Annotated in this window: 15 protein-coding genes; 9 read left to right on the forward strand and 6 right to left on the reverse strand. The window is 61.9% G+C overall.

What is annotated here, in order from left to right; all coding sequences use genetic code 11:
- Nucleotides 1-645 precede the first annotated feature (645 nt).
- Nucleotides 646-1,410, reverse strand: a complete 765-nt coding sequence (cysQ, locus tag AC1Q8Q_RS29260; protein ID WP_020801146.1) for a 3'(2'),5'-bisphosphate nucleotidase CysQ — start codon at nt 1,408-1,410, stop codon at nt 646-648.
- A 1,043-nt stretch (nt 1,411-2,453) separates the two neighbouring features.
- Here cysQ and cysD point away from each other — a divergent pair.
- From cysD to AC1Q8Q_RS29305, 9 genes are all read left to right on the forward strand, one after another.
- Nucleotides 2,454-3,440 (forward strand): sulfate adenylyltransferase subunit CysD, encoded by a 987-nt coding sequence (cysD, locus tag AC1Q8Q_RS29265; protein ID WP_225441952.1) that lies wholly within the window; start codon nt 2,454-2,456, stop codon nt 3,438-3,440.
- A complete protein-coding gene (cysN, locus tag AC1Q8Q_RS29270; protein ID WP_020801148.1) occupies nt 3,440-5,353 on the forward strand; it encodes a sulfate adenylyltransferase subunit CysN in 1,914 nt (637 codons plus the stop codon). Before cysD ends, cysN begins: the two co-directional genes overlap by 1 nt.
- A 73-nt stretch (nt 5,354-5,426) precedes the next feature.
- Entirely contained in the window at nt 5,427-6,539 is a 1,113-nt protein-coding gene (locus AC1Q8Q_RS29275) for a DUF1214 domain-containing protein (RefSeq protein ID WP_492615844.1), read from the forward strand.
- On the forward strand, nt 6,536-7,723 hold the full coding sequence (locus tag AC1Q8Q_RS29280) for a sulfotransferase family protein (RefSeq protein WP_020801150.1): 1,188 nt from the start codon (nt 6,536-6,538) through the stop codon (nt 7,721-7,723). The genes AC1Q8Q_RS29275 and AC1Q8Q_RS29280 overlap by 4 nt, the downstream gene beginning before the upstream one ends.
- Before the next feature lie 18 nt (nt 7,724-7,741).
- The gene (locus tag AC1Q8Q_RS29285) at nt 7,742-8,458 is read left to right on the forward strand and encodes an EthD domain-containing protein (protein ID WP_151142818.1); all 717 of its coding nucleotides are present in this window, start codon (nt 7,742-7,744) and stop codon (nt 8,456-8,458) included.
- Nucleotides 8,459-8,480: 22 nt separating this feature from the next.
- On the forward strand, nt 8,481-8,936 hold the full coding sequence (locus tag AC1Q8Q_RS29290; protein WP_020801152.1) for a nuclear transport factor 2 family protein: 456 nt from the start codon (nt 8,481-8,483) through the stop codon (nt 8,934-8,936).
- Nucleotides 8,937-8,956: 20 nt separating this feature from the next.
- Nucleotides 8,957-9,424: an SRPBCC domain-containing protein gene (locus AC1Q8Q_RS29295; RefSeq protein WP_151142821.1), complete on the forward strand. Its 468-nt coding sequence runs from the start codon at nt 8,957-8,959 to the stop codon at nt 9,422-9,424.
- Between the two features lie 39 nt (nt 9,425-9,463).
- Nucleotides 9,464-10,255, forward strand: a complete 792-nt coding sequence (locus AC1Q8Q_RS29300) for an SDR family oxidoreductase (RefSeq protein ID WP_151142824.1) — start codon at nt 9,464-9,466, stop codon at nt 10,253-10,255.
- A gap of 82 nt (nt 10,256-10,337) precedes the next feature.
- Complete coding sequence (locus AC1Q8Q_RS29305; RefSeq protein WP_020801155.1) at nt 10,338-10,793, forward strand: nuclear transport factor 2 family protein; 456 nt, start codon at nt 10,338-10,340, stop codon at nt 10,791-10,793.
- A 221-nt stretch (nt 10,794-11,014) separates the two neighbouring features.
- Here AC1Q8Q_RS29305 and AC1Q8Q_RS29310 read toward each other — a convergent pair whose 3' ends face one another.
- The 5 genes from AC1Q8Q_RS29310 to AC1Q8Q_RS29330 form a co-directional block, all read right to left on the reverse strand.
- On the reverse strand, nt 11,015-12,397 hold the full coding sequence (locus tag AC1Q8Q_RS29310) for a DUF1329 domain-containing protein (protein WP_020801281.1): 1,383 nt from the start codon (nt 12,395-12,397) through the stop codon (nt 11,015-11,017).
- Nucleotides 12,398-12,489: 92 nt separating this feature from the next.
- Entirely contained in the window at nt 12,490-14,172 is a 1,683-nt protein-coding gene (locus AC1Q8Q_RS29315; RefSeq protein WP_492615845.1) for a class I adenylate-forming enzyme family protein, read from the reverse strand.
- A gap of 509 nt (nt 14,173-14,681) precedes the next feature.
- Nucleotides 14,682-15,824 carry an acyl-CoA dehydrogenase family protein gene (locus tag AC1Q8Q_RS29320; protein WP_432668363.1) on the reverse strand — a complete coding sequence of 381 codons (1,143 nt, stop codon included), beginning with the start codon at nt 15,822-15,824 and terminating at the stop codon, nt 14,682-14,684.
- Nucleotides 15,821-17,026, reverse strand: a complete 1,206-nt coding sequence (locus AC1Q8Q_RS29325) for an acyl-CoA dehydrogenase family protein (protein WP_020801278.1) — start codon at nt 17,024-17,026, stop codon at nt 15,821-15,823. Before AC1Q8Q_RS29325 ends, AC1Q8Q_RS29320 begins: the two co-directional genes overlap by 4 nt.
- Before the next feature lie 65 nt (nt 17,027-17,091).
- Nucleotides 17,092-18,261: an acyl-CoA dehydrogenase family protein gene (locus AC1Q8Q_RS29330; RefSeq protein ID WP_020801277.1), complete on the reverse strand. Its 1,170-nt coding sequence runs from the start codon at nt 18,259-18,261 to the stop codon at nt 17,092-17,094.
- Nucleotides 18,262-18,264: the final 3 nt, after the last annotated feature.

An 18,264-nucleotide genomic window follows, 5' to 3' on the forward strand; every position in this document is an offset into this window, starting at 1 on the left:
ATGGGCCGTCCCTGGCCCAGCGCGGCTAAACCGGCGTCCTGCCGGTTTACCCACTGCGCAATGCCTGCGTTCGGCCATCGTGGTTTAACGGGGCGCCCACGATCAAAAACAAAAGCGAGGCGGCCTTAAAGCCGACCTGACTTCAAGTGAGCACGTACCCCTGTAGGAGCGATGCTTGCTCGCGATGGACGTCAACGATAACGCGCCCTGTCTGAAGGATCGCGTTGTCTGGACGCTCATCGCCAGCAGGCTGGCTCACACAGGGGATCGCGGACAAGCCTGCAATTAGGTCGGCTGTCAGGCCGCCTCGCTTTGGTTTTTAATTTGGTTTTTGATTTTCTTGCCCCATCGAGAGGCTTCGTTCCGGTTCTGCGCAGTGGGTAAACCGGCATGGATGCCGGTTTAGCCGCGCTGGGCCAAGGATGGCCCAGCGCGGCGACCCACGGAGCAGGACCGGAGCGAAGGTACCCCGAGCCCCAGCGAGGGGCCGAACGCCAGGGGCAAGAGCCCTTGGTTACTTAGGGCCGGGCGGCGTTCCGTTTTTCCAAGACTCGCTGTAAGAGCGAAACCATAAGTCGCCGTTACCGCAGCAACGGATATACACCCAATCCAAATATGCAACCAGCGCACGCAAGCGTCTGAGGTCTATAGACCCTGAGCGTAGAAATGCGGGTTGTCCAGGCCGGGCTTGCCATAACGCAGCGCATCGCCGGCAAGGGTGCGAATCTGCCCACCGGCCGCGACAAGCACCGCATGCCCCGCGGCAATGTCCCACTCCATGGTGCGCCCCAGGCGCGGATAAAGGTCTGCTTCGCCAGCAGCCACCAGGCAAATCTTCAGCGATGAACCGGCACTTTTCAGTGAACGCACCTGACGCCCGTCGAGGAATTTATCCAGCGCCTCGGCATCGCCATGGGAGCGGCTGGCGACCACGTCCAGCCCCTCCTGCGACACCGTTCGGCAGTGAATTGCCTGGCGCTCTCCCGTCTGTTCGATAAAGGCGCCGTAACCACGGGCACCGGCAAACAGTCGGTCCAGCGCGGGCGCCAGGACTACCCCGAGCACCGGTTCACCGTTATCGATCAGGGCGATATTGACGGTGAACTCGCCATTGCGATTGATGAACTCCTTGGTGCCGTCCAGCGGGTCCACCAGCCAGAACCGCTGGCCCACCTCGGGCACATGGCCGGCAGCGGCGGCCTCTTCGGAAATCACCGGGATCTGCGGCGTGCGTGCAGCCAAGGCCTGCAGAATCAGCGCCTCGGCGCGCTCGTCAGCCTCGGTCACCGGCGAGGTATCGACTTTCCCGCGCACCTCGAAATCCGAGCGATACACCTCCATCACCAGCTCGCCCGCTGCGCGAACAATACCGATGACGTCTTCAAGCAGAACAGTCATTGAGTCGTTCATGGGAATTCTCCTGTTTTTGTTCTTCGTATGGTCCGTTCGGCCTATGCGCCGTTTTGCGGATCCGGGAACAGTACAGACATCTACAGCCCCGCCACTCAGCAAATGGATGTTTAACAGGAGTTCCCGTGTCCCACGGCAATCAGTTATCCGTTGCGCAGATCAACCAGCTGCGCCTGCGTGCCGTGCAGTTGCGCATCGGCGGCAGCACGCTCAAGACCATCAGCCAGGACACCGGGCTCTCATCGCCGACCATCATCTCTGCCTACAAGGCGTGGCAAGCCGGTGGCTGGAGCGCCGTGCCTGTGCGCGAACGTGGGCGCAAGCAAGGTGAGGGCCGCAGCCTCAGCGCCGAGCAAGAACGCAGCATCTACCAATTGCTGGTCAGCACGCTGCCGGAACGGCACCAGCTGCCGTTCCTGCTCTGGCAACTGGAAGCGATGCAGGCATTGGTCAAGCGTCTGCACGATATCGACCTGCCAGAACGCACCGCCGCCCATTATCTGCAACGCTGGCAGCTCAATGCCGAGCGCCCGGCCAAGCGTGTCGCCAATGCTTCGCTGGCGGTGCAGCGCTGGTACCGCAGCACCTACCGGGACATTCTCGAACAGGCGCGTACGCAGAACGGCGAGATCCACTGGATCGATGACTACGGTGCGCGCAACGACCAGGGCAAGCTCAGTTACGGGGTGCTGCGCGCGGTCAGCAATCGCGGCAAGGTGCTCTGGCTGCCTTACGAAGACGGGTTGCGCGCCCCCCACCTGGAAGAGTTCTTCGACCGCCTGTGTCGCTCGGCCGAACGCAAAGTCTTCGCGCTGCTCTCGGGCATGCACTGGCAACGCGCCGCGACCTTTATCACCTGGGCTGGCGAACGCGCTGAACGCCTGCATCTGTTCCATCTGCCGCAAGCCAGCGCAATGCTCAGCGGTGCCCGCGAACTGGCGACCCAGATCAGTCAGCAAGCCGCGCGCGTCAGCCATGACGATGTGCCAGCGACCATCGCCCCCCCTCTTCCCCGCGACCCCATGCTGCAGATGTTGCGCCTGATGTTAAAACATCAAGTCGCGCATAAGTCCGAATCGCAGCAGTTGTACGTTGATAAACGACAACAACAAAAAGCGAGAGGAAAATCTATGACGCTTACCCACCTGCAACGACTGGAGGCCGAGAGCATCCAGGCAATGCGCGAGGTTGTCGCCGAAGCCGACAACCCGGTCATGCTCTACTCCATCGGCAAGGACAGCGCGGTCATGCTGCACCTGGCCATGAAGGCCTTCTACCCGGCCAAGCCGCCCTTCCCTTTGCTGCATGTCGACACCACCTGGAAGTTCCAGGAGATGTATCGCTTCCGCGATCAGATGGTGGCCAAGCTGAACGTGGACCTGCTGACCCACACCAACCCCGAAGGCATTGAAATGGGCATCAGCCCGTTCAAGCACGGGTCGCAGATCCACACCGACATCATGAAGACCGAAGGCCTGAAACAGGCTCTGGATCACTACGGTTTCGACGCGGCCTTCGGCGGTGCGCGACGCGACGAGGAAAAATCCCGGGCCAAGGAACGGATTTTTTCCTTCCGCTCCGACCAGCACCGCTGGGACCCGAAGAAGCAGCGCCCGGAACTCTGGCACCTGTACAACACGCGCAAGCACAAAGGCGAGTCGATTCGCGTCTTCCCCCTTTCCAACTGGACCGAGCTGGACATCTGGCAATACATCTACCTGGAAAACATCCCGATCGTACCGCTGTACTTCGCCGCGCCGCGCCCGGTGGTCGAGCGTGACGGCATGCTGATCATGGTCGATGACGAACGCATGCCGCTCAACCCGGGTGAAGTGCCGATGATGCGCAACGTGCGCTTCCGCACCCTGGGTTGCTACCCGCTCACCGGTGCCGTCGAATCCGAGGCCGACACCCTGCCCAAGATCATTCAGGAAATGCTGCTGACCCGCACGTCCGAGCGTCAGGGGCGAATGATCGACCACGACTCGTCCGCATCGATGGAGAAGAAAAAACAAGAGGGGTATTTCTAATGGCACACGTATCTGACCTGATTGCCGAGGATATCGGCCAATACCTCAAGGCCCACGAGCACAAGAGCCTGCTGCGGTTCATCACCTGCGGCAGCGTCGACGATGGTAAGAGCACCCTGATCGGACGCCTGCTCTACGATTCGAAAATGCTCTTCGAAGACCAGATGGAAGCGCTGGAGGCCGACTCGAAAAAAGACGGCACCCAGGGTGGCGAACTGGACTTCGCCCTGTTGGTGGATGGCCTGGCCGCCGAGCGCGAACAAGGCATCACCATCGACGTGGCCTACCGTTTTTTCTCCACCGACCGGCGCAAGTTCATCGTTGCCGACACCCCGGGCCATGAGCAGTACACCCGCAACATGGTGACTGGCGCTTCCACCGCGGACGTGGCCGTGGTGATGATCGATGCCCGACGCGGCGTACTGACCCAATCCAGGCGTCACAGCTACCTGGCCTCGCTGCTCGGCATTCGCAAGGTGGTATTGGCGGTCAACAAGATGGACCTGATGGACTACTCGGAGAAAGTCTTCAACGCCATCGTCGATGACTATCGCGCCTTCGCCAAACAGATCAACCTGCAGGATTTCACCGCGATCCCGATGTCCGCACTGCGCGGCGAAAACATCACCGAGCAGAGCGAGCACATGCCGTGGTACCGCGGCACCACGCTGATGGGCTATCTGGAAACCGTTGAGGTCGACGAGGCGCACCAGCAGAAACTGGCGTTCCGCATGCCGGTGCAATGGGTCAATCGCCCCAACCTGGATTTCCGTGGTTTCACCGGGACCATCGCCAGCGGCGTGATCCATCCCGGTGACCGCGTCCGTGTGTTGCCAGCCGGGCAAGAGAGCCGGATCTCGCGCATCGTTACCCTCGATGGCGACCTGCAACAAGCCGTGGCTGGGCAGTCCATCACCCTCACCCTGACCGATGAAGTCGATTGCAGCCGCGGCGATGTACTGTCCACCGCCGAAGACCCGGCCAGCGTCGCCGACCAATTCCAGGTCAGCCTGATCTGGATGCACGAACAGGCCATGCTCGCCGGCCGCCCGTACTTGATGAAGATCGGCGGCAAGACGCTGTCGGTCACCTTGGCGGTGCCCAAGTACAAGATCAACGTCAATACCATGGAGCACTTGGCGGCCAAGGAACTGGCGTTGAACGAGATCGGCGTGTGCAACCTGTTTACCAGCCAGCCGATCGCTTTCGATGCCTATAAGAACAACCGGGAAACCGGCAGCTTCATCCTCATCGACCGCCTGACCAACGCCACCGTCGGCGCCGGCCTGATCGAGTTCTCCCTGCGCCGCTCGCAGAACATCCATATGCAACACGTGGATGTGAACAAGAAGGCTCGCGCCGAACAGATGGGCCAGCAGCCGGTGCTGCTGTGGTTCACCGGTTTGTCGGGGGCCGGCAAATCGGCCATTGCCAACCTGCTGGAAACCCGCCTGTACGCTCGCGGCCGCCATACCTACCTGCTCGACGGCGACAACGTGCGTCACGGCTTGAACCGCGACCTGGGCTTCACTGACGCCGACCGCGTGGAAAACATCCGCCGGGTAGCCGAGGTGTCCAAGTTATTCGTGGATGCCGGGTTGATCGTGTTGACCGCCTTCATCTCGCCCTTCCGTTCCGAGCGCGAGATGGCGCGTGGGCTGCTGCAGGAAGGCGAGTTCATCGAGATCTTCGTCGATACGCCGCTGGCCGTGGCCGAAGAGCGCGACCCCAAGGGCCTGTACAAGAAAGTCCGCCGCGGCGAGCTGAAAAACTTCACGGGCATCGACTCGCCTTATGAGGTGCCGAGCAAGCCGGATATTCATATCCAGACCAGCAAGCTGACGCCCGAGGGTGCAGTGGATCGGATCATCGAGGTGCTGATCGAGCGCGGCTTCATCGGCAAGGAACTCTAGCCCCGGCGCCCGGTTCGCCGGGCATCCAGCGAGCACCCTGCGGCGGTGCTCGTCCCATCAAGAGAGTCTAACAATGACAATCAGCTCTATTGACGAACAACAGTTGTTGAGTGGCCAGACCTGGGCCACGTTCTGCGATCACCTCAAGCGCTGCGGCGAGCAGATCCTGCGCCCCGAAGCACCGGCCGATGCGGCCACCCGCGCCGAAGGTTTCCGCTACCTCACACGCCTGCTGCGCATCGGCCTGGAGATGCACATCGAGTTTGCCGACCCGGCCTTTCCCAGCTTTTTCAAGACTTCCCACGAGACCGCGAAGATTGGTGCCGACAACCCGGATAACCTCTACGAGTACTCGCGCCTGGACGGCACGCTGCAATACCGCATCAAAGGCCAGCGCGGCAGCGTCGCCTACCTGAGCTTTGGCACCCAGAAAGGCGGTTACGAAACCGACGGCACCTTGATCCAGACCGGCTTCATCGACGCCAGCCAGCTGCAGGTCGATGCCCAGGGCAATTTCGAGATCATCCTCAGCACCGAGCCGCAACCGGGCAACTGGCTGAAGATGGAAGACGCCACCAATGCCCTGATCGTGCGCCAGACGTTTCTTGACCGTCGCAGCGAAGTGCCGGCCAAGCTGAGCATTGAGCGCATCGGCACCGAGAGCAAGCCGAAGGCCCTTGATCCGGCGACATTCCAACAGGGCCTGGCGCGGGTATCGAGCTTCGTGGAAAACACCGCGAGGCTGTTCGCCGACTGGAGCCAAAGCTACCTGCCGCACAGCAATCAACTGCCTCCCGCCAACCAGGCGCTCTGCCAGTCCGTGGGCGGTGACCCGAACATCTTCTATTACCACTCGCACTGGGCGCTGGCCGAGAAAGAGGCGCTGGTGATTCACATCGACAAGGTGCCGGACTGCGACTTCTGGAACTTGCAGATCAACAACTACTGGATGGAATCGCTGGACTACCGCTACCACCAGATCTGCTTCAACAAGCACCAGGCCCGCTACGACGAAAACGGCGGCGTGACCCTGGTACTCAGCGAGCTCGACCCTGGGGTAAGCAACTGGCTGCAAACCGCCGGCGTACGCCAAGGCACCCTGTGCCTGCGCTGGGTCGGCGCCCAGGAGCAATGCCACCCCACCACTCGCGTAATCAACGTGTCTGCCGTGGCGGAGGTCGTATGAACGCGCTCACTCGCATTGAAGACCTGACCGTGGAAAACCTGTTGGCCAGCGCCATCGCGCGCGCCAATGGCCTGAGCGATTTTGGCGATGACAACTATCGCGAGTCGTTGCAGGCGCTGCTGGTTGCGCTGGCCGCCGAAGCCCGGCTGTCACCGTCCGGCCTGTATTTGCTGGAAGAACGGCTGGTGGGGCAACTGGTCAACCGCCTGGTGATGGAGGACTACCTGCGCCGTTACCCGGAAATTATCGAGATAGCGATCGACGATCCGCTGGTCATCGTGGGTCTGCCGCGCACTGGCACCACCATGCTTCAGCGCACCCTGGCGGTCGACCCGCGCTTCTACTCGGCCGCCTGGTGGGAGACGCGTTTTCCGGCACCGCTGGCCGACGAAACCCTGGCAGTGCCGGCCAAGCGCATTGCCCAGGCCAAGGCCGAGGTCGACCTGATGGCCGAAGTCATTCCGCAGATCCTGGCGATCCACCCTCTGGACGCCATGCTCTGCGACGAAGAGTTCATGCTCATGGAACACTCGTTCATGTGCGCCATGGACGCCTACGTCAATGTGCCCAGCTACACCCACTGGCTGGACCGCCAGGACCAGCGCCCGGTCTACACCCAACTGAAAAAAATGCTGCAGTTCCTGCAGTGGCAGAAACAACAACGGGGTGAACCGATGGGCCAGCGTTGGCTGCTCAAAGCGCCCCAGCACCTGCACACCTTGCATTTGCTGCTGGATGTCTTCCCCAAGGCCCAGGTGATTCTGACCCACCGCGAACCGGCCCAGACCATCCCGTCGATGGCCAGCATGGCCCACACCCTGTGGCAGATGTACAGCGACACCCCGGACCCGAAAGCCGCCGGCGAGCAGTGGAACACTCGCATGGCGCGCGGCATCCGGCACACCATGCAGGTACGCGATCAACACGCTGCCGAGCGCTTTCTCGACATCAACTTCGCCGACACCGTGACCCAGCCATTGCAAGTGCTGGAGAAGGTCTACGCCTTTGCCGACCTGGCGTTTACCGATAAAGCCCGCGCCGACGCGCAGGCCTGGCTGTCGCAAAACAGCCGGGAAAAACGCGCCAGCCATGACTACAGCCTGGAGCGCTTCGGTCTTAACGAGGCGCAAATGACCGAGGACTACCGCGAATATCGCGCCCGCCACCTGAGCGTCAATCACTGAACAAGGGCTGGAGTAACCATGGAAAAAATCATGTTGACCTTGTGGAAGCCGACACAACCGAGCGCCGGGCAATGGCGTGCGGATTTGCTTGGCCTACACGACGAACTGGCTCGTGCCGGCGCCAAAAATATCCGTGTCATGGTGGTCGATGAGGCGGTGGCCGCTGCCCACGCACAGCGCATCACCAACAGCGCCGTGCCGCTGGACGGGCTGCTTTCGTTGTGGCTGGACAGCGCCTCGCAATGGCCCGCCATCCAGGCAATCGTGGCGCCGCAGACCCGCCGCCAGGAGGCTTATCTGGTGGTGGAATCCGAGCCCTACCCCGAAGAACGCCAGGCTCGCGCCGCTCAGTACCGGGTGCCACTTGGCGAGCGCACACCCGGCATGAATCAGGTAGCCCTGCTACACAAGCCCCACCGGTTGAGCTACGAGCAATGGCACGACACCTGGCGCAACGGACACGGGCCCAAGGCCTATCCCCTGCAATCGATTTTCGGCTACCGACAGAACACCGTGGTGCGCTCGCTGTCCTTCGGCGCGCCGGTGCTGCACGCCATTGTCGAAGAAAACTTCCCGCCCGAAGCCATTGGCAATCAGCAGGGGTTCTTCGCAGCCCTTGGTGATCCGGACACCTGCGCAAAGCGCCAGCAGGCCATGTACGAATCGACCAGCCAGTTCATCGACTTCGAGAAAATTGACTGCATCCAAACCAGTGAATACCAGCTCAGCGAGTGAGTAGCCCACAAGGAGGCTTTCCATGTTGGATCTAGAAGCAATCGAGCTGATCAAGCAGCTCAAGGCGCGCTATTTCCGCGCCATCGACACCTGCAACCTCTCGATGCTGCAAGACATGCTCACCGAGGACGTAGCCCTGTCGTTCAAGAGCCCGGCCTACGAGTTCCACGTCAACGGCCTGGGCGATGCACTGGACTTCTACCGCACCTCGTTCACCAAGACCCGCCTGGCTACCCACAACGGTCACACCCCGGAAATCGAAGTCAACGGCGATCAGGCCACAGCGCTCTGGTACCTGAGCTACGTGTTCATCAACCTCGAGGACAACACCCACATGCATGGCAGCGCCATCTACCAGGATCGCTACATCAAGCGCGGCGAGCGCTGGATGATCGCCCAGACGGGTTACGAAACCCTGCTCGAGACGATCCAGCCCTTGAGCGAACACCTGCAGATCACTTCCCGCCCCATCAACTGAACGCACGACAGGAGACCGTCATGGCAAGAGCCGAAAACATAGTGACCTCCCACACAGTGGAAATTGACGCCCCCGCCCGAGTGGTCTGGGAAGTGCTCGTTGACCTGGACAATTACCACCTGTGGAACAGCTTCTGTCCGAGCATCCGCTGTGGCCTGCAGATCGGCGACGAAGTGCATATGCAGGTACTGACTCCCGATACCGGCGAGACCGTCCCGGTCTTCGAGTACCTCGTGGCCTGCGACCCCGAGCAGCTGTTGTCGTGGGAGCAGCGCCCCGTTCCCGAGAACATGGACGCCGCCCGCCGCGACCAGTACATCAAGGCCATCGATGCCAACCGCTGCAGCTATTTCACCACTGACATTTTCCTGGGCCTGAACCAGGACACCATCATGCGTGAACACGGTGCCTGGGTAAAAATCGGCTTCGACCAGATGGCCCTGGACCTGAAACGCCGCGCCGAAGAACTACACGCCAGTCGCTCCTGAACGCCCTTCCCCGACCAAAACAATAAGAAGGTAATTGCCATGTTGCTCAAAGACAAAGTCGTCATCATTTCCGGTATCGGTCCTGGCCTGGGCATCAAGCTGGCCGTGCGTGCCGCGGAGTACCAGGCCAAGGCCGTGGTGTTGGCCGCGCGTACGCCGGCCAAGCTCGATCAGGCCGAACAAGCGGTGCGCAACGCTGGCTACAGCACCCCGATCCTGAAAGTCCCCACCGACATCACCCAGCCCGAACAGTGCCAGACGCTCGCCGACCTGACGACGGAGCACTTCGGCCGGATCGACGTATTGATCAACTCCGCCTACGCCCATGGCGCCTGGGGCACCTCCTCCGCATCGGCCATGGACGACTGGCGCAGCGCAATGGACGTCAACCTGTTCGGCACCCTGCACATGACCCAGGCCGTGCTCCCACAGATGAAGAAACAGAAGTGCGGCAGCATCGTCATGATAAACACCATGGCCACCCGCACCCCCAACCAGCTGGAATCGGGCTATGCCGTCTCCAAAGGCGCGTTGAAAACCGCCGTGCAGTACCTGGCCCAGGATCTTGGCCCGTTCGGCATCCGCGTCAACTCTACCTTCATGGGCTGGATGTGGGGCGCGCCGGTGATTGGCTACTTCCAGAGCGAAGCCAAGCGCCTGGGGGTGCCGATGGAGTCGCTGGTCGAGCAGATCGCCCAACAGATTCCGCTGCGCAAGATTCCTGAAGACAGTGATTGCGCCATGGCTGCGCTGTACCTGGCGAGCGACTACGCCAAGGCCATTACCGGCGCGCAACTGGACGTCAACGGCGGCCACTTCCTGCCCTGCTGAACCCTTCAAGGCGACGTGAACGTCGCCTCTTTTGCGACGGCCATGCGAAGCCCGTGTGGCCCTCCCCCTGGAGATTACCGACATGCTGGATCTCGTTGCCATCGAGCAGATCAAACAGCTCAAGGCCCGCTACTTTCGTGGAGTCGATACCTGCAACCTTGAGCTGCTGCGCAGCATCCTTTCACCCGACGTGAAGGTCCGATTCGACAGCCCGACTTACCAGTTCGAACTCAACGGGATAGAAGAGGCTATCGAGTTCTACCGCACCAGCTTTACCAACCGCCGTTTCGGCATGCACAACGGCCACACCCCGGAAATTGCGGTCAACGGTGATGAGGCCACTGGCCTGTGGTACCTCAACGACGTGTTCATCAACCTCGATGAGCAGACCCTGCTCAACGGCAGCGCGATCTACGAGGATTGCTACGTCAAGCTGGAAGGCGAGTGGCGCATCCTGCGTACCGGTTACAAACGGCTGCTGGAGATGATCGGCCCGCTGGATCCCCAATGGTCGATCACCTCTCAGCCGATCAACTGATACTCCTCTCCCCCTGATGATCGTTCCCACGCTCTGCGTGGGAATGCATCCAGTGACGCTCCGCGTCACCGTTGCGCAGGGCTCAAGTCAGGCGTCGACAGCGGAACGCGGAGCGTCCCTGGCGGCATTCCCACGCAGAGCGTGGGAACGATCAGTCAGCGGGCAAAAAAAAAGCCCTACCGCAATGCGATAGGGCTTTTGTCATTGCAACGACCCAGGGCTCAGCGCCCGATGGCTCGCGCCGCATCAGCGGTGTACTGGTCCGGGGTGAACTTGCCTTCGTTGAGGATCGGGCCTTTCTTCGATTCGTTGGTCATGCCGTAGCCGGTGTACTGGCCGGAGTTCAGGTCCATGAAGAACTGCGAACCGGCCTGCCAGCCGCTCATGTCAGGGTGGTAGTAGTAGTTGATCATGGCGTGTTTCCACAGCTGCCCACGGGCATCGTAGTTGTCGGCCATGACGGCGTTCCAGGTATCTTCATCGATGAACAGCACACGCTTGCCGTAGACATGACGGAAGCCTTCCTTCAAGTTGGCTTCCACCACCCATACACGGCGCAACTCGTAACGCATGAAGTCCGGGTTGGGATGGTTCGGTGTAAGGATGTCGGCGTACTTGACCGTCCCGGTATTAGGCTTGAATGCGTTGGCCGGGCTGTAGATCTCGCGCTTGCCGATCAGCTTCCAGGAGAAGCGCTCCGGTGAACCGTTGAACAAGCGGTCCTCGTCGACGGTCATGGTGCCGTTGGTGCCGATCATCGGTTGATCGTAACCATAACCCGGCAGTTGCCGTACGCGTCGGGTCGATGGGCTGTAGGACCAGGCCTGACGCGCATCGGTGCCATAGTTGTAGGGTTCATGGGCAATACTGAGGTTACCGTTGTCCCGGGCCGGTTTCAGGGTCATGTTGTTACTTAGGGCCGAGAGCTTGTCTTCCGTGCGGGAATCGACGGTGGGTGAGTTGGCCAACGACAGGTTACGCGCGTAGGCACGCCCCCAGCCAATGTTGCCGTTGGGCAGGACCGACGCCAGGTCGGAGGTCTTTTCCTCCGTGTAGGCACGGGCTGGCAGTTGGTGGTTCCACAACACTTCCACGCCGCTTTTAGGGATCGGGAACGGCACCTGGCCAATCCCGGTGAACCCGTCGCCGTTGTTGACCAGCTTGGCGTGCAACGCGTTGTCCATCGCGCGGCGGCAGACATAATCGGGGTAGCGGAAATCCCGGTGGCCTGGATAAATATTCATCTTGTAGGTGGTCGGGTATTTCTTCAGCAGGGTCTTCTGCCCTTCCGTCAGGCGCGACTCGTACTGGCTCATGTTCTGCGCAGTGATCACCAGGATCGGCTTTTCCGCGGCATAAGGATCTACCGGCTGGTCGCCGGAGTACTTCACATGATTCCAGCCTGGCACTTCACCCAGGTACTTGCCGGTGTACGGCGGAATGGTGCCCTCGGCGTTCCCTGCTTGCTCGGCGCCGACACAGGTCAGTTCCTTGCCCAGTTTGGCGGCTTCCTGAGGTGACACCTCGGCGTGCGCAGAACCCATCAGCCCGCTATTGGCTGTGACTGCGACCGCGAGCATGAGACCTGTTCTTGTTATTTTCATGTAATGCCTCCTTCGCTGATAAGGCTTTGTGGTGTGTACCCATTGTTCGTGTTCTGCCGGCCCCAACATCGTCCGGAAAGACTAAGGCGGCGTTATGCGTCCAGTTTTTCTTGCAGCTGTGCCTTGAGCACCTTGCCGGTGGCATTGCGGGGCAAGGGTTCGAGTACCCGATAGACCTGTTTCGGCACTTTGTAGGCAGCCAGGCGCTCGGCAATGAATGCGCAGATCTGCGCCGCTTGGGGCAGCGTCGATGCCTGGCCATGCACGGCCAGCCCCACCGTCTCCCCCAGCAGCGGGTCGGCGATGGCGAATGCAGCCGCTTCCAGGACACCGGGCATATCGAGGACGCAGGTTTCAACTTCAGCGGCGGAGATCTTTTCGCCACCGCGGTTGATCAACTCCTTGACCCGGCCGGTAATGCTGAGGAAACCCTCATCGTCGAGGTAACCGATGTCGCCGGTATCGAGCCAACCGTCGCACAGGCTTTGCGCAGTGGCCTCGGGCAGGTTCCAGTAGGCGCTCATCAAGGTTGGCGAACGCAACCAGATCACCCCGCGAGTGCCCGTCGGCTGCGGCTGCTCGGGGCTTTCACCGATGCGGATGTCGACAATCGGCAATGCCCAACCTGCTGTCGCCGGCTTGTAGACAAACGGATCACCACCAATCGCCGCGCCGATGCCGTTGCTTTCGGTCAGGCCGTAGCCGGCTCCGCCGATGACGTCGGGCTTGATCTTGAGCATGTCGTCGAGCACGTTGGCGGACGATGCGCCGCCGCCCAGGCCCAGACCGAACAGGCTGGCGGTCTGCTCACTGCCAAAGCGCGGCGAGGCGAGCAATTGCTGCATCATCACCGGGGCACCGTTGAACTGGGTGCAGCGCTCGTCGCGAATCAGGTCGATCGCGCGTTCGACATCCCACTTGTACATCAGCATCAAGCGTCGACCGCCGCGCAATGCCGACAAAAACTGCGCATGCAAGCCGCTGACATGGAACAGCGGAACAGCCGCCAGCGTGGTGGGTGGATAACCGCTGTTGATCACCACACCGATACGCTCGGGCGAACTCATGGCGCAAAACGCGCCCTGGAAATCCAGGGCAAACAGCGCCTGGCAGATTGCCCGGTGACTGGACACGACGCCCTTGGCGCGGCTGGTGGTGCCGGAGGTGTAGAGGATCAGCGCTGGTGCGCCAGGATCTATTTCCAGCGTTGGTACAGGTTGTGCAGGGGCGCTGATCAAGTCCTCGAAACGCAGGCAGTACTCGGGCAAGGCAGGATCCTCAGCCCCGACGACGATCGTGGCGCGCTGCTCGCGGGCCAGGTCTTCACGCAGGGTATTGAGGCGCGCTTCGTCGCACAGCAGCAGGCGCGAACCGCTGTCCAGCAACGCGTATTGCAACTCGTCGCGCAGGCCCCAACTGTTGAGCGGCACACACACCGCGCCGCAGCGCTGGATCGCCGCGAAGGCCACCAGCCATGCCGGCTGGTTGCGCATGGCAATCACTACCCGATCGCCCGGCTGCACACCGAAATTGGCAACCATCTGCCCGGCCAGGCGGTCGACCTGGTCGAAGTATTGGTTGAAGGTCAGGCGTTGCGATTGCCACATCAGAAATTCGCGATCGCCGTGGACTCGACCGGCGTCGATGACTTGCAGCAGGTCGTGGGGGGCGTGACGGAAGTAGCGTGGAGCGCCGTCATCGGGCGTCACCACTTCAAAAGGCGAACCGGGGGCGATCAGTTGGCGCCACGCGGTTTGCCAGCGTTCAATGCTCATTTTTGTTTTCTCCAGAACGGGCGAAGGACCTGTGGGCGCGGCTCGGCATTCAACATCTTCATCGCCTGACACTCCGATATCGCGGGCAAGCCCGCTCCCACAGGGGTGTTGTGTGGTGTGCAGGTGTCGTGTACACCCGCGATCCTTGTGGGAGCGGGCTTGTCCGCGAAGGGGCCGGCACATTCAACATCTTCATGGCCTGACACTCCGCCTTCGCGAGCAGGCTCGCTCCCACAGGGGTGTTGTGTGGTGTGCAGGTGTCGTGTACACCCGCGATCCTTGTGGGAGCGGGCTTGCCCGCGAAGGGGCCGGCACGTTCAACATCCTCATTGCCTGGTACTCCGCCTTCGCGAGCAAGCCCGCTCCCACAGGGGTGTTGTGTGGTGTACAGGTGTCGGGTACACCCGCAATCCTTGTGGGAGCGAGCCTGCTCGCGAAGGGGCCGGCACGTTCAACATCCTCATTGACTGGCACTGCGCCTTCGCGAGCAGGCTCGCTCCCACAGGGGTTTACGCGTTGGTCGAATAGCGTTCGCAATGGAAATCCCGGTCACCCAGGCAGCTCTGCGCAACGCGCACGCGCTTGAGGTACAGGCCGACATCCAGCTCGTCGGTGACGCCGATGCCGCCGTGCATCTGTACCGCTTCGTTGGCGACCTTGATCGCCGTGTCGCCGGCTTTCCATTTCGCCAGGCTGACCAGTCGAGCGCGGGCCCGAGGTTCGAGGCCGGTGTCATCCAGGGTCGCCAGCGCGGCCATCAGGGCGCTGCGGCTCAGCGCCAGGTCGATGTACATCTTCGCGGCGCGATGTTGCAGGACCTGGAAGGTGCCAATCTGCGTGTCGAACTGCACACGGGTCTTGAGGTACTCCAAGGTGGTTTCGAACAGCTGCTCCGCCATCCCCAACAGTTCCGCCGCGAGGCAGGCGCGGCCCCGGTCCAGTGCTGTTTCCAGCACGGCCCAGCCCTCGCCCAGGTTGCCCAGCAGCGCGTCACTGCCCAATTGCACCTGATCCAGTTGCAGGCGTGCGTGGTTGCGCGAATCGATTTGCGGCAAGGCGCTGACCGTCAAGCCCGGCGTACCGGCCGGCACCAGGAACAGGCTGATGCCTTGCGTCTCACCCGGCTGCCCGGACGTGCGTGCCGCCACCGCGTAGGCATCGGCACCCAGGCCATCGACCACCCAGAACTTGTCGCCGTGCAAGCGATAGCCCTGCCCTTCGGCCTTGGCCTCAAGGGCAATGCGACTCGGATCGTGGCGCGAGTGTTCGTCCACGGCCAAGGCCAGGCGCTGATCGCCACCGATCAGCGCTGGCAACCACTGCGCCTTCTGCGCCGCATTACCCGCCAGTTGCACCAGCGAGCCGCCCAGCACCACGCTGGACAACAGCGGCGTGGCAGACAGGTTGCGGCCCATGGATTCGAAAATCGGCCCAAGGCCCTTGCAACCGAAATCCAGGCCACCGAACTCTTCGGGAAACGCAATTGCGCTCCAGCCCAACTCTACCGCGTCACGCCACAGCTGCGGCTCGAAACCCAGGGCCACCGCCTCATCCCGCAACCGACGCTGGGCACTCACCGGACTGCGGGCAGCGAGAAAGTCCCGGGCGCTGTCGGCCAGCAAACGCTGGTCATCGTTGTAACGCAGGCTCATGGGGTGACTCCTTTTTTAGCGTCGGGCAAGCCCAGCACGCGCTTGGCGATGACGTTGAGTTGGACCTCCGAGGACCCGCCGGAAATGGTCAGCGCATAACTGTTCAACCAGGAACGGGTGACCGCCAGTTGCTGCTCGCTGAACGCCGGACTATTCCAGCCGAAGGCGTGCCCGGCCATGGCATCGAGTAGCACTTCGAACTTGTCGCGCTCCTGTTCAGTGTGCGTAAGCTTCATGATCGACATCAGGCCGCCGATGTCATCGCCGGCCCGTGCTTCCTCACCCATGCGCTGCACCGTCAGGTTGTAGGCATGTTCATTCATCGCGCAGGCCGTCGCCCGCGCCTGCAAGGCATGCTCGCCCTGGGTCTGTGGTGCCGGCACGTATTGGCGCATCAGCGCCAGCAGGTCGACGTGCGACGGCAAGCTGAACTCGCCGAATTTCGACATCGCCTTGCGTTCGTGCTGCAACAGGTACTTGGCCAGGTTCCAGCCGCCATTGAGCGGTCCGATCAACTGGCTCTTGGGCACCTTGACGCTGTCGAAGAACACCTGGCAGAACGCCGACTTGCCGCTGATCAAATCGATCGGTTGCGGCTTGACCCCGGGGCTGCGCATGTCCAGCACGATCAGGCTGATGCCTTCGTGTTTCGGCACGTTGAAGTCGGTGCGCACCAGGGCATACATCCAGTCGGATTTGTCGCCGTAGGAGGTCCAGATCTTGCTGCCGTCCACCACGAAGTGGTCACCGGCATCGCGGGCGGCCATTTTCAGGCTGGCGAGGTCAGAGCCGGCGTTAGGCTCGGAGAAGCCCTGGCACCAGCGCACTTCGCCACGGGCAATCGGCGGCAGCAGGTCGCGTTTCTGTTGCTCACTGCCATAGGCCAGCAATACCGGCCCGAGCATCCAGATGCCGAGGTTGATCTGCGGCGGCCGGCACTTGATACGGCGCATCTCGCTTTCCAGCACCGCCAGTTGTTCGTCGCTCAGGCCGGCGCCGCCATATTCCTCGGGCCACTCGGGGCAGAACCAGCGTTTGTCGCGCATGCGCTCGAACCACAGGCGTGCGTCTTCGCAGGGAAACTGCGGGTTCTGGCTGCCCCACACCACATCGCCTTCCGCCATGCCCGTGCGCATGGACGGCGGGCAGTTGGCCTCCAGCCAGGCACGGGTGTCCTGCCGAAATTGTTCGATCGTGCTCATGAAAGTCCCCTTGGACCCGCCCCGGGTCCGGGGCGAGTACGGTTTTTGTTGTTGATGGACGAGCGTCAGCGCAGGGTGCGCGGCATGCCGAGGCCAAACTGGGCGATCAGTTCGCGCTGGATTTCATTGGTGCCACCGCCGAAAGTCAGGGTCGTTGCAGAGCGCAATTCATACTCCAGGTCACCCTCCAACAGCGTCGCCGCCGAACCGCTGCGCATCGAACCATTGGCACCGACGATCGCCGCCAGCTTGCGCAGGATCTCGATGGCCGACTCCGAGCCAAACACCTTGGTGGTCGAACTCAGCGCGACGCTCATGCGGTCGAGCTCGAGATCGGCGGCTATGCGCATGTTGATCAGGCGCATCGCCTCCAGGCGCGCGTAACACTCGGCCAGCGAGCTGCGCACCCAGGCTTTGTCCATCGCCCGACGGCCCTGTTCATCGCGGGCCCGCGCCCACAGGTAAACCCGGCGAAACAGCGCCACGACTTTGTCCGACCAGGTACCCAGGCCGAGGCGCTCGTGGTTCAACTGCGAGGTGATGAGTTTCCAGCCACCGTGCAACTCACCGACCAGCATCTCGTTGGGCACCCGTACGTTGTCGTAGTAGGTGGCCGCCGTCGGAGTGCCAACGGTATGGATCAGCGTGTGGGAGAAGCCCGGTGTCGTGGTATCGACGATCAGCAGCGAGATGCCTTTGTGCCGCGCCTGGGTCGGATCGGTACGGGCCGCCAGCCAGACGAAATCAGCCGATTCGGCACCTGAGGTCCACAGCTTGTTGCCATTGACCAGGAAACCTTCATCGTCCTGACGGGCACTGGTTTTCAGCACGGCCAGGTCGCTGCCGGCGTCGGGTTCGGAATAACCGATGGCGAACATGATTTCGCCCGCGGCGATCCCTGGCAGAAAGCGCTCTTTCTGCAGCTCGCTGCCATGGGCCATCAAGGCCGGGCCGACGGTGCTGATGGTCACGAACGGCAGTGGCGCCCCGGCGATGTTGGCTTCTTCGAAGAAGATCAACTGTTCGGTGGCGGCATAGCCCTGGCCGCCATGGGCCTTGGGCCAGCCAACCGCGAGCCAGCCGTCGCGGCCCATCTGGCGTATGGTCTGGCGAAACAGCTCGCCGCCTTCCTTGCCGCGCAACTGCGCGCGCATGTCCGGGGTCATCAGGGCCTGGAAATAGTCCCGCACCTTGTGGCGCAGGGCATGTTGTTCGGGAGTGAGGTCGACGAACATCTG

Source organism: Pseudomonas sp. GW823-FHT06B06 (assembly GCF_058795195.1).

Excerpts from the sequence above, each read along its gene's own strand:
- cysQ (WP_020801146.1), bottom strand. The coding sequence starts at position 1,410 with ATGAACGACTCAATGACTGTTCTGCTTGAAGACGTCATCGGTATTGTT.
- cysD (WP_225441952.1), top strand. The coding sequence starts at position 2,454 with ATGTTAAAACATCAAGTCGCGCATAAGTCCGAATCGCAGCAGTTGTAC.
- cysN (WP_020801148.1), top strand. The coding sequence starts at position 3,440 with ATGGCACACGTATCTGACCTGATTGCCGAGGATATCGGCCAATACCTC.
- AC1Q8Q_RS29275 (WP_492615844.1), top strand. The coding sequence starts at position 5,427 with ATGACAATCAGCTCTATTGACGAACAACAGTTGTTGAGTGGCCAGACC.
- AC1Q8Q_RS29280 (WP_020801150.1), top strand. The coding sequence starts at position 6,536 with ATGAACGCGCTCACTCGCATTGAAGACCTGACCGTGGAAAACCTGTTG.
- AC1Q8Q_RS29285 (WP_151142818.1), top strand. The coding sequence starts at position 7,742 with ATGGAAAAAATCATGTTGACCTTGTGGAAGCCGACACAACCGAGCGCC.
- AC1Q8Q_RS29290 (WP_020801152.1), top strand. The coding sequence starts at position 8,481 with ATGTTGGATCTAGAAGCAATCGAGCTGATCAAGCAGCTCAAGGCGCGC.
- AC1Q8Q_RS29295 (WP_151142821.1), top strand. The coding sequence starts at position 8,957 with ATGGCAAGAGCCGAAAACATAGTGACCTCCCACACAGTGGAAATTGAC.
- AC1Q8Q_RS29300 (WP_151142824.1), top strand. The coding sequence starts at position 9,464 with ATGTTGCTCAAAGACAAAGTCGTCATCATTTCCGGTATCGGTCCTGGC.
- AC1Q8Q_RS29305 (WP_020801155.1), top strand. The coding sequence starts at position 10,338 with ATGCTGGATCTCGTTGCCATCGAGCAGATCAAACAGCTCAAGGCCCGC.
- AC1Q8Q_RS29310 (WP_020801281.1), bottom strand. The coding sequence starts at position 12,397 with ATGAAAATAACAAGAACAGGTCTCATGCTCGCGGTCGCAGTCACAGCC.
- AC1Q8Q_RS29315 (WP_492615845.1), bottom strand. The coding sequence starts at position 14,172 with ATGAGCATTGAACGCTGGCAAACCGCGTGGCGCCAACTGATCGCCCCC.
- AC1Q8Q_RS29320 (WP_432668363.1), bottom strand. The coding sequence starts at position 15,824 with ATGAGCCTGCGTTACAACGATGACCAGCGTTTGCTGGCCGACAGCGCC.
- AC1Q8Q_RS29325 (WP_020801278.1), bottom strand. The coding sequence starts at position 17,026 with ATGAGCACGATCGAACAATTTCGGCAGGACACCCGTGCCTGGCTGGAG.
- AC1Q8Q_RS29330 (WP_020801277.1), bottom strand. The coding sequence starts at position 18,261 with ATGTTCGTCGACCTCACTCCCGAACAACATGCCCTGCGCCACAAGGTG.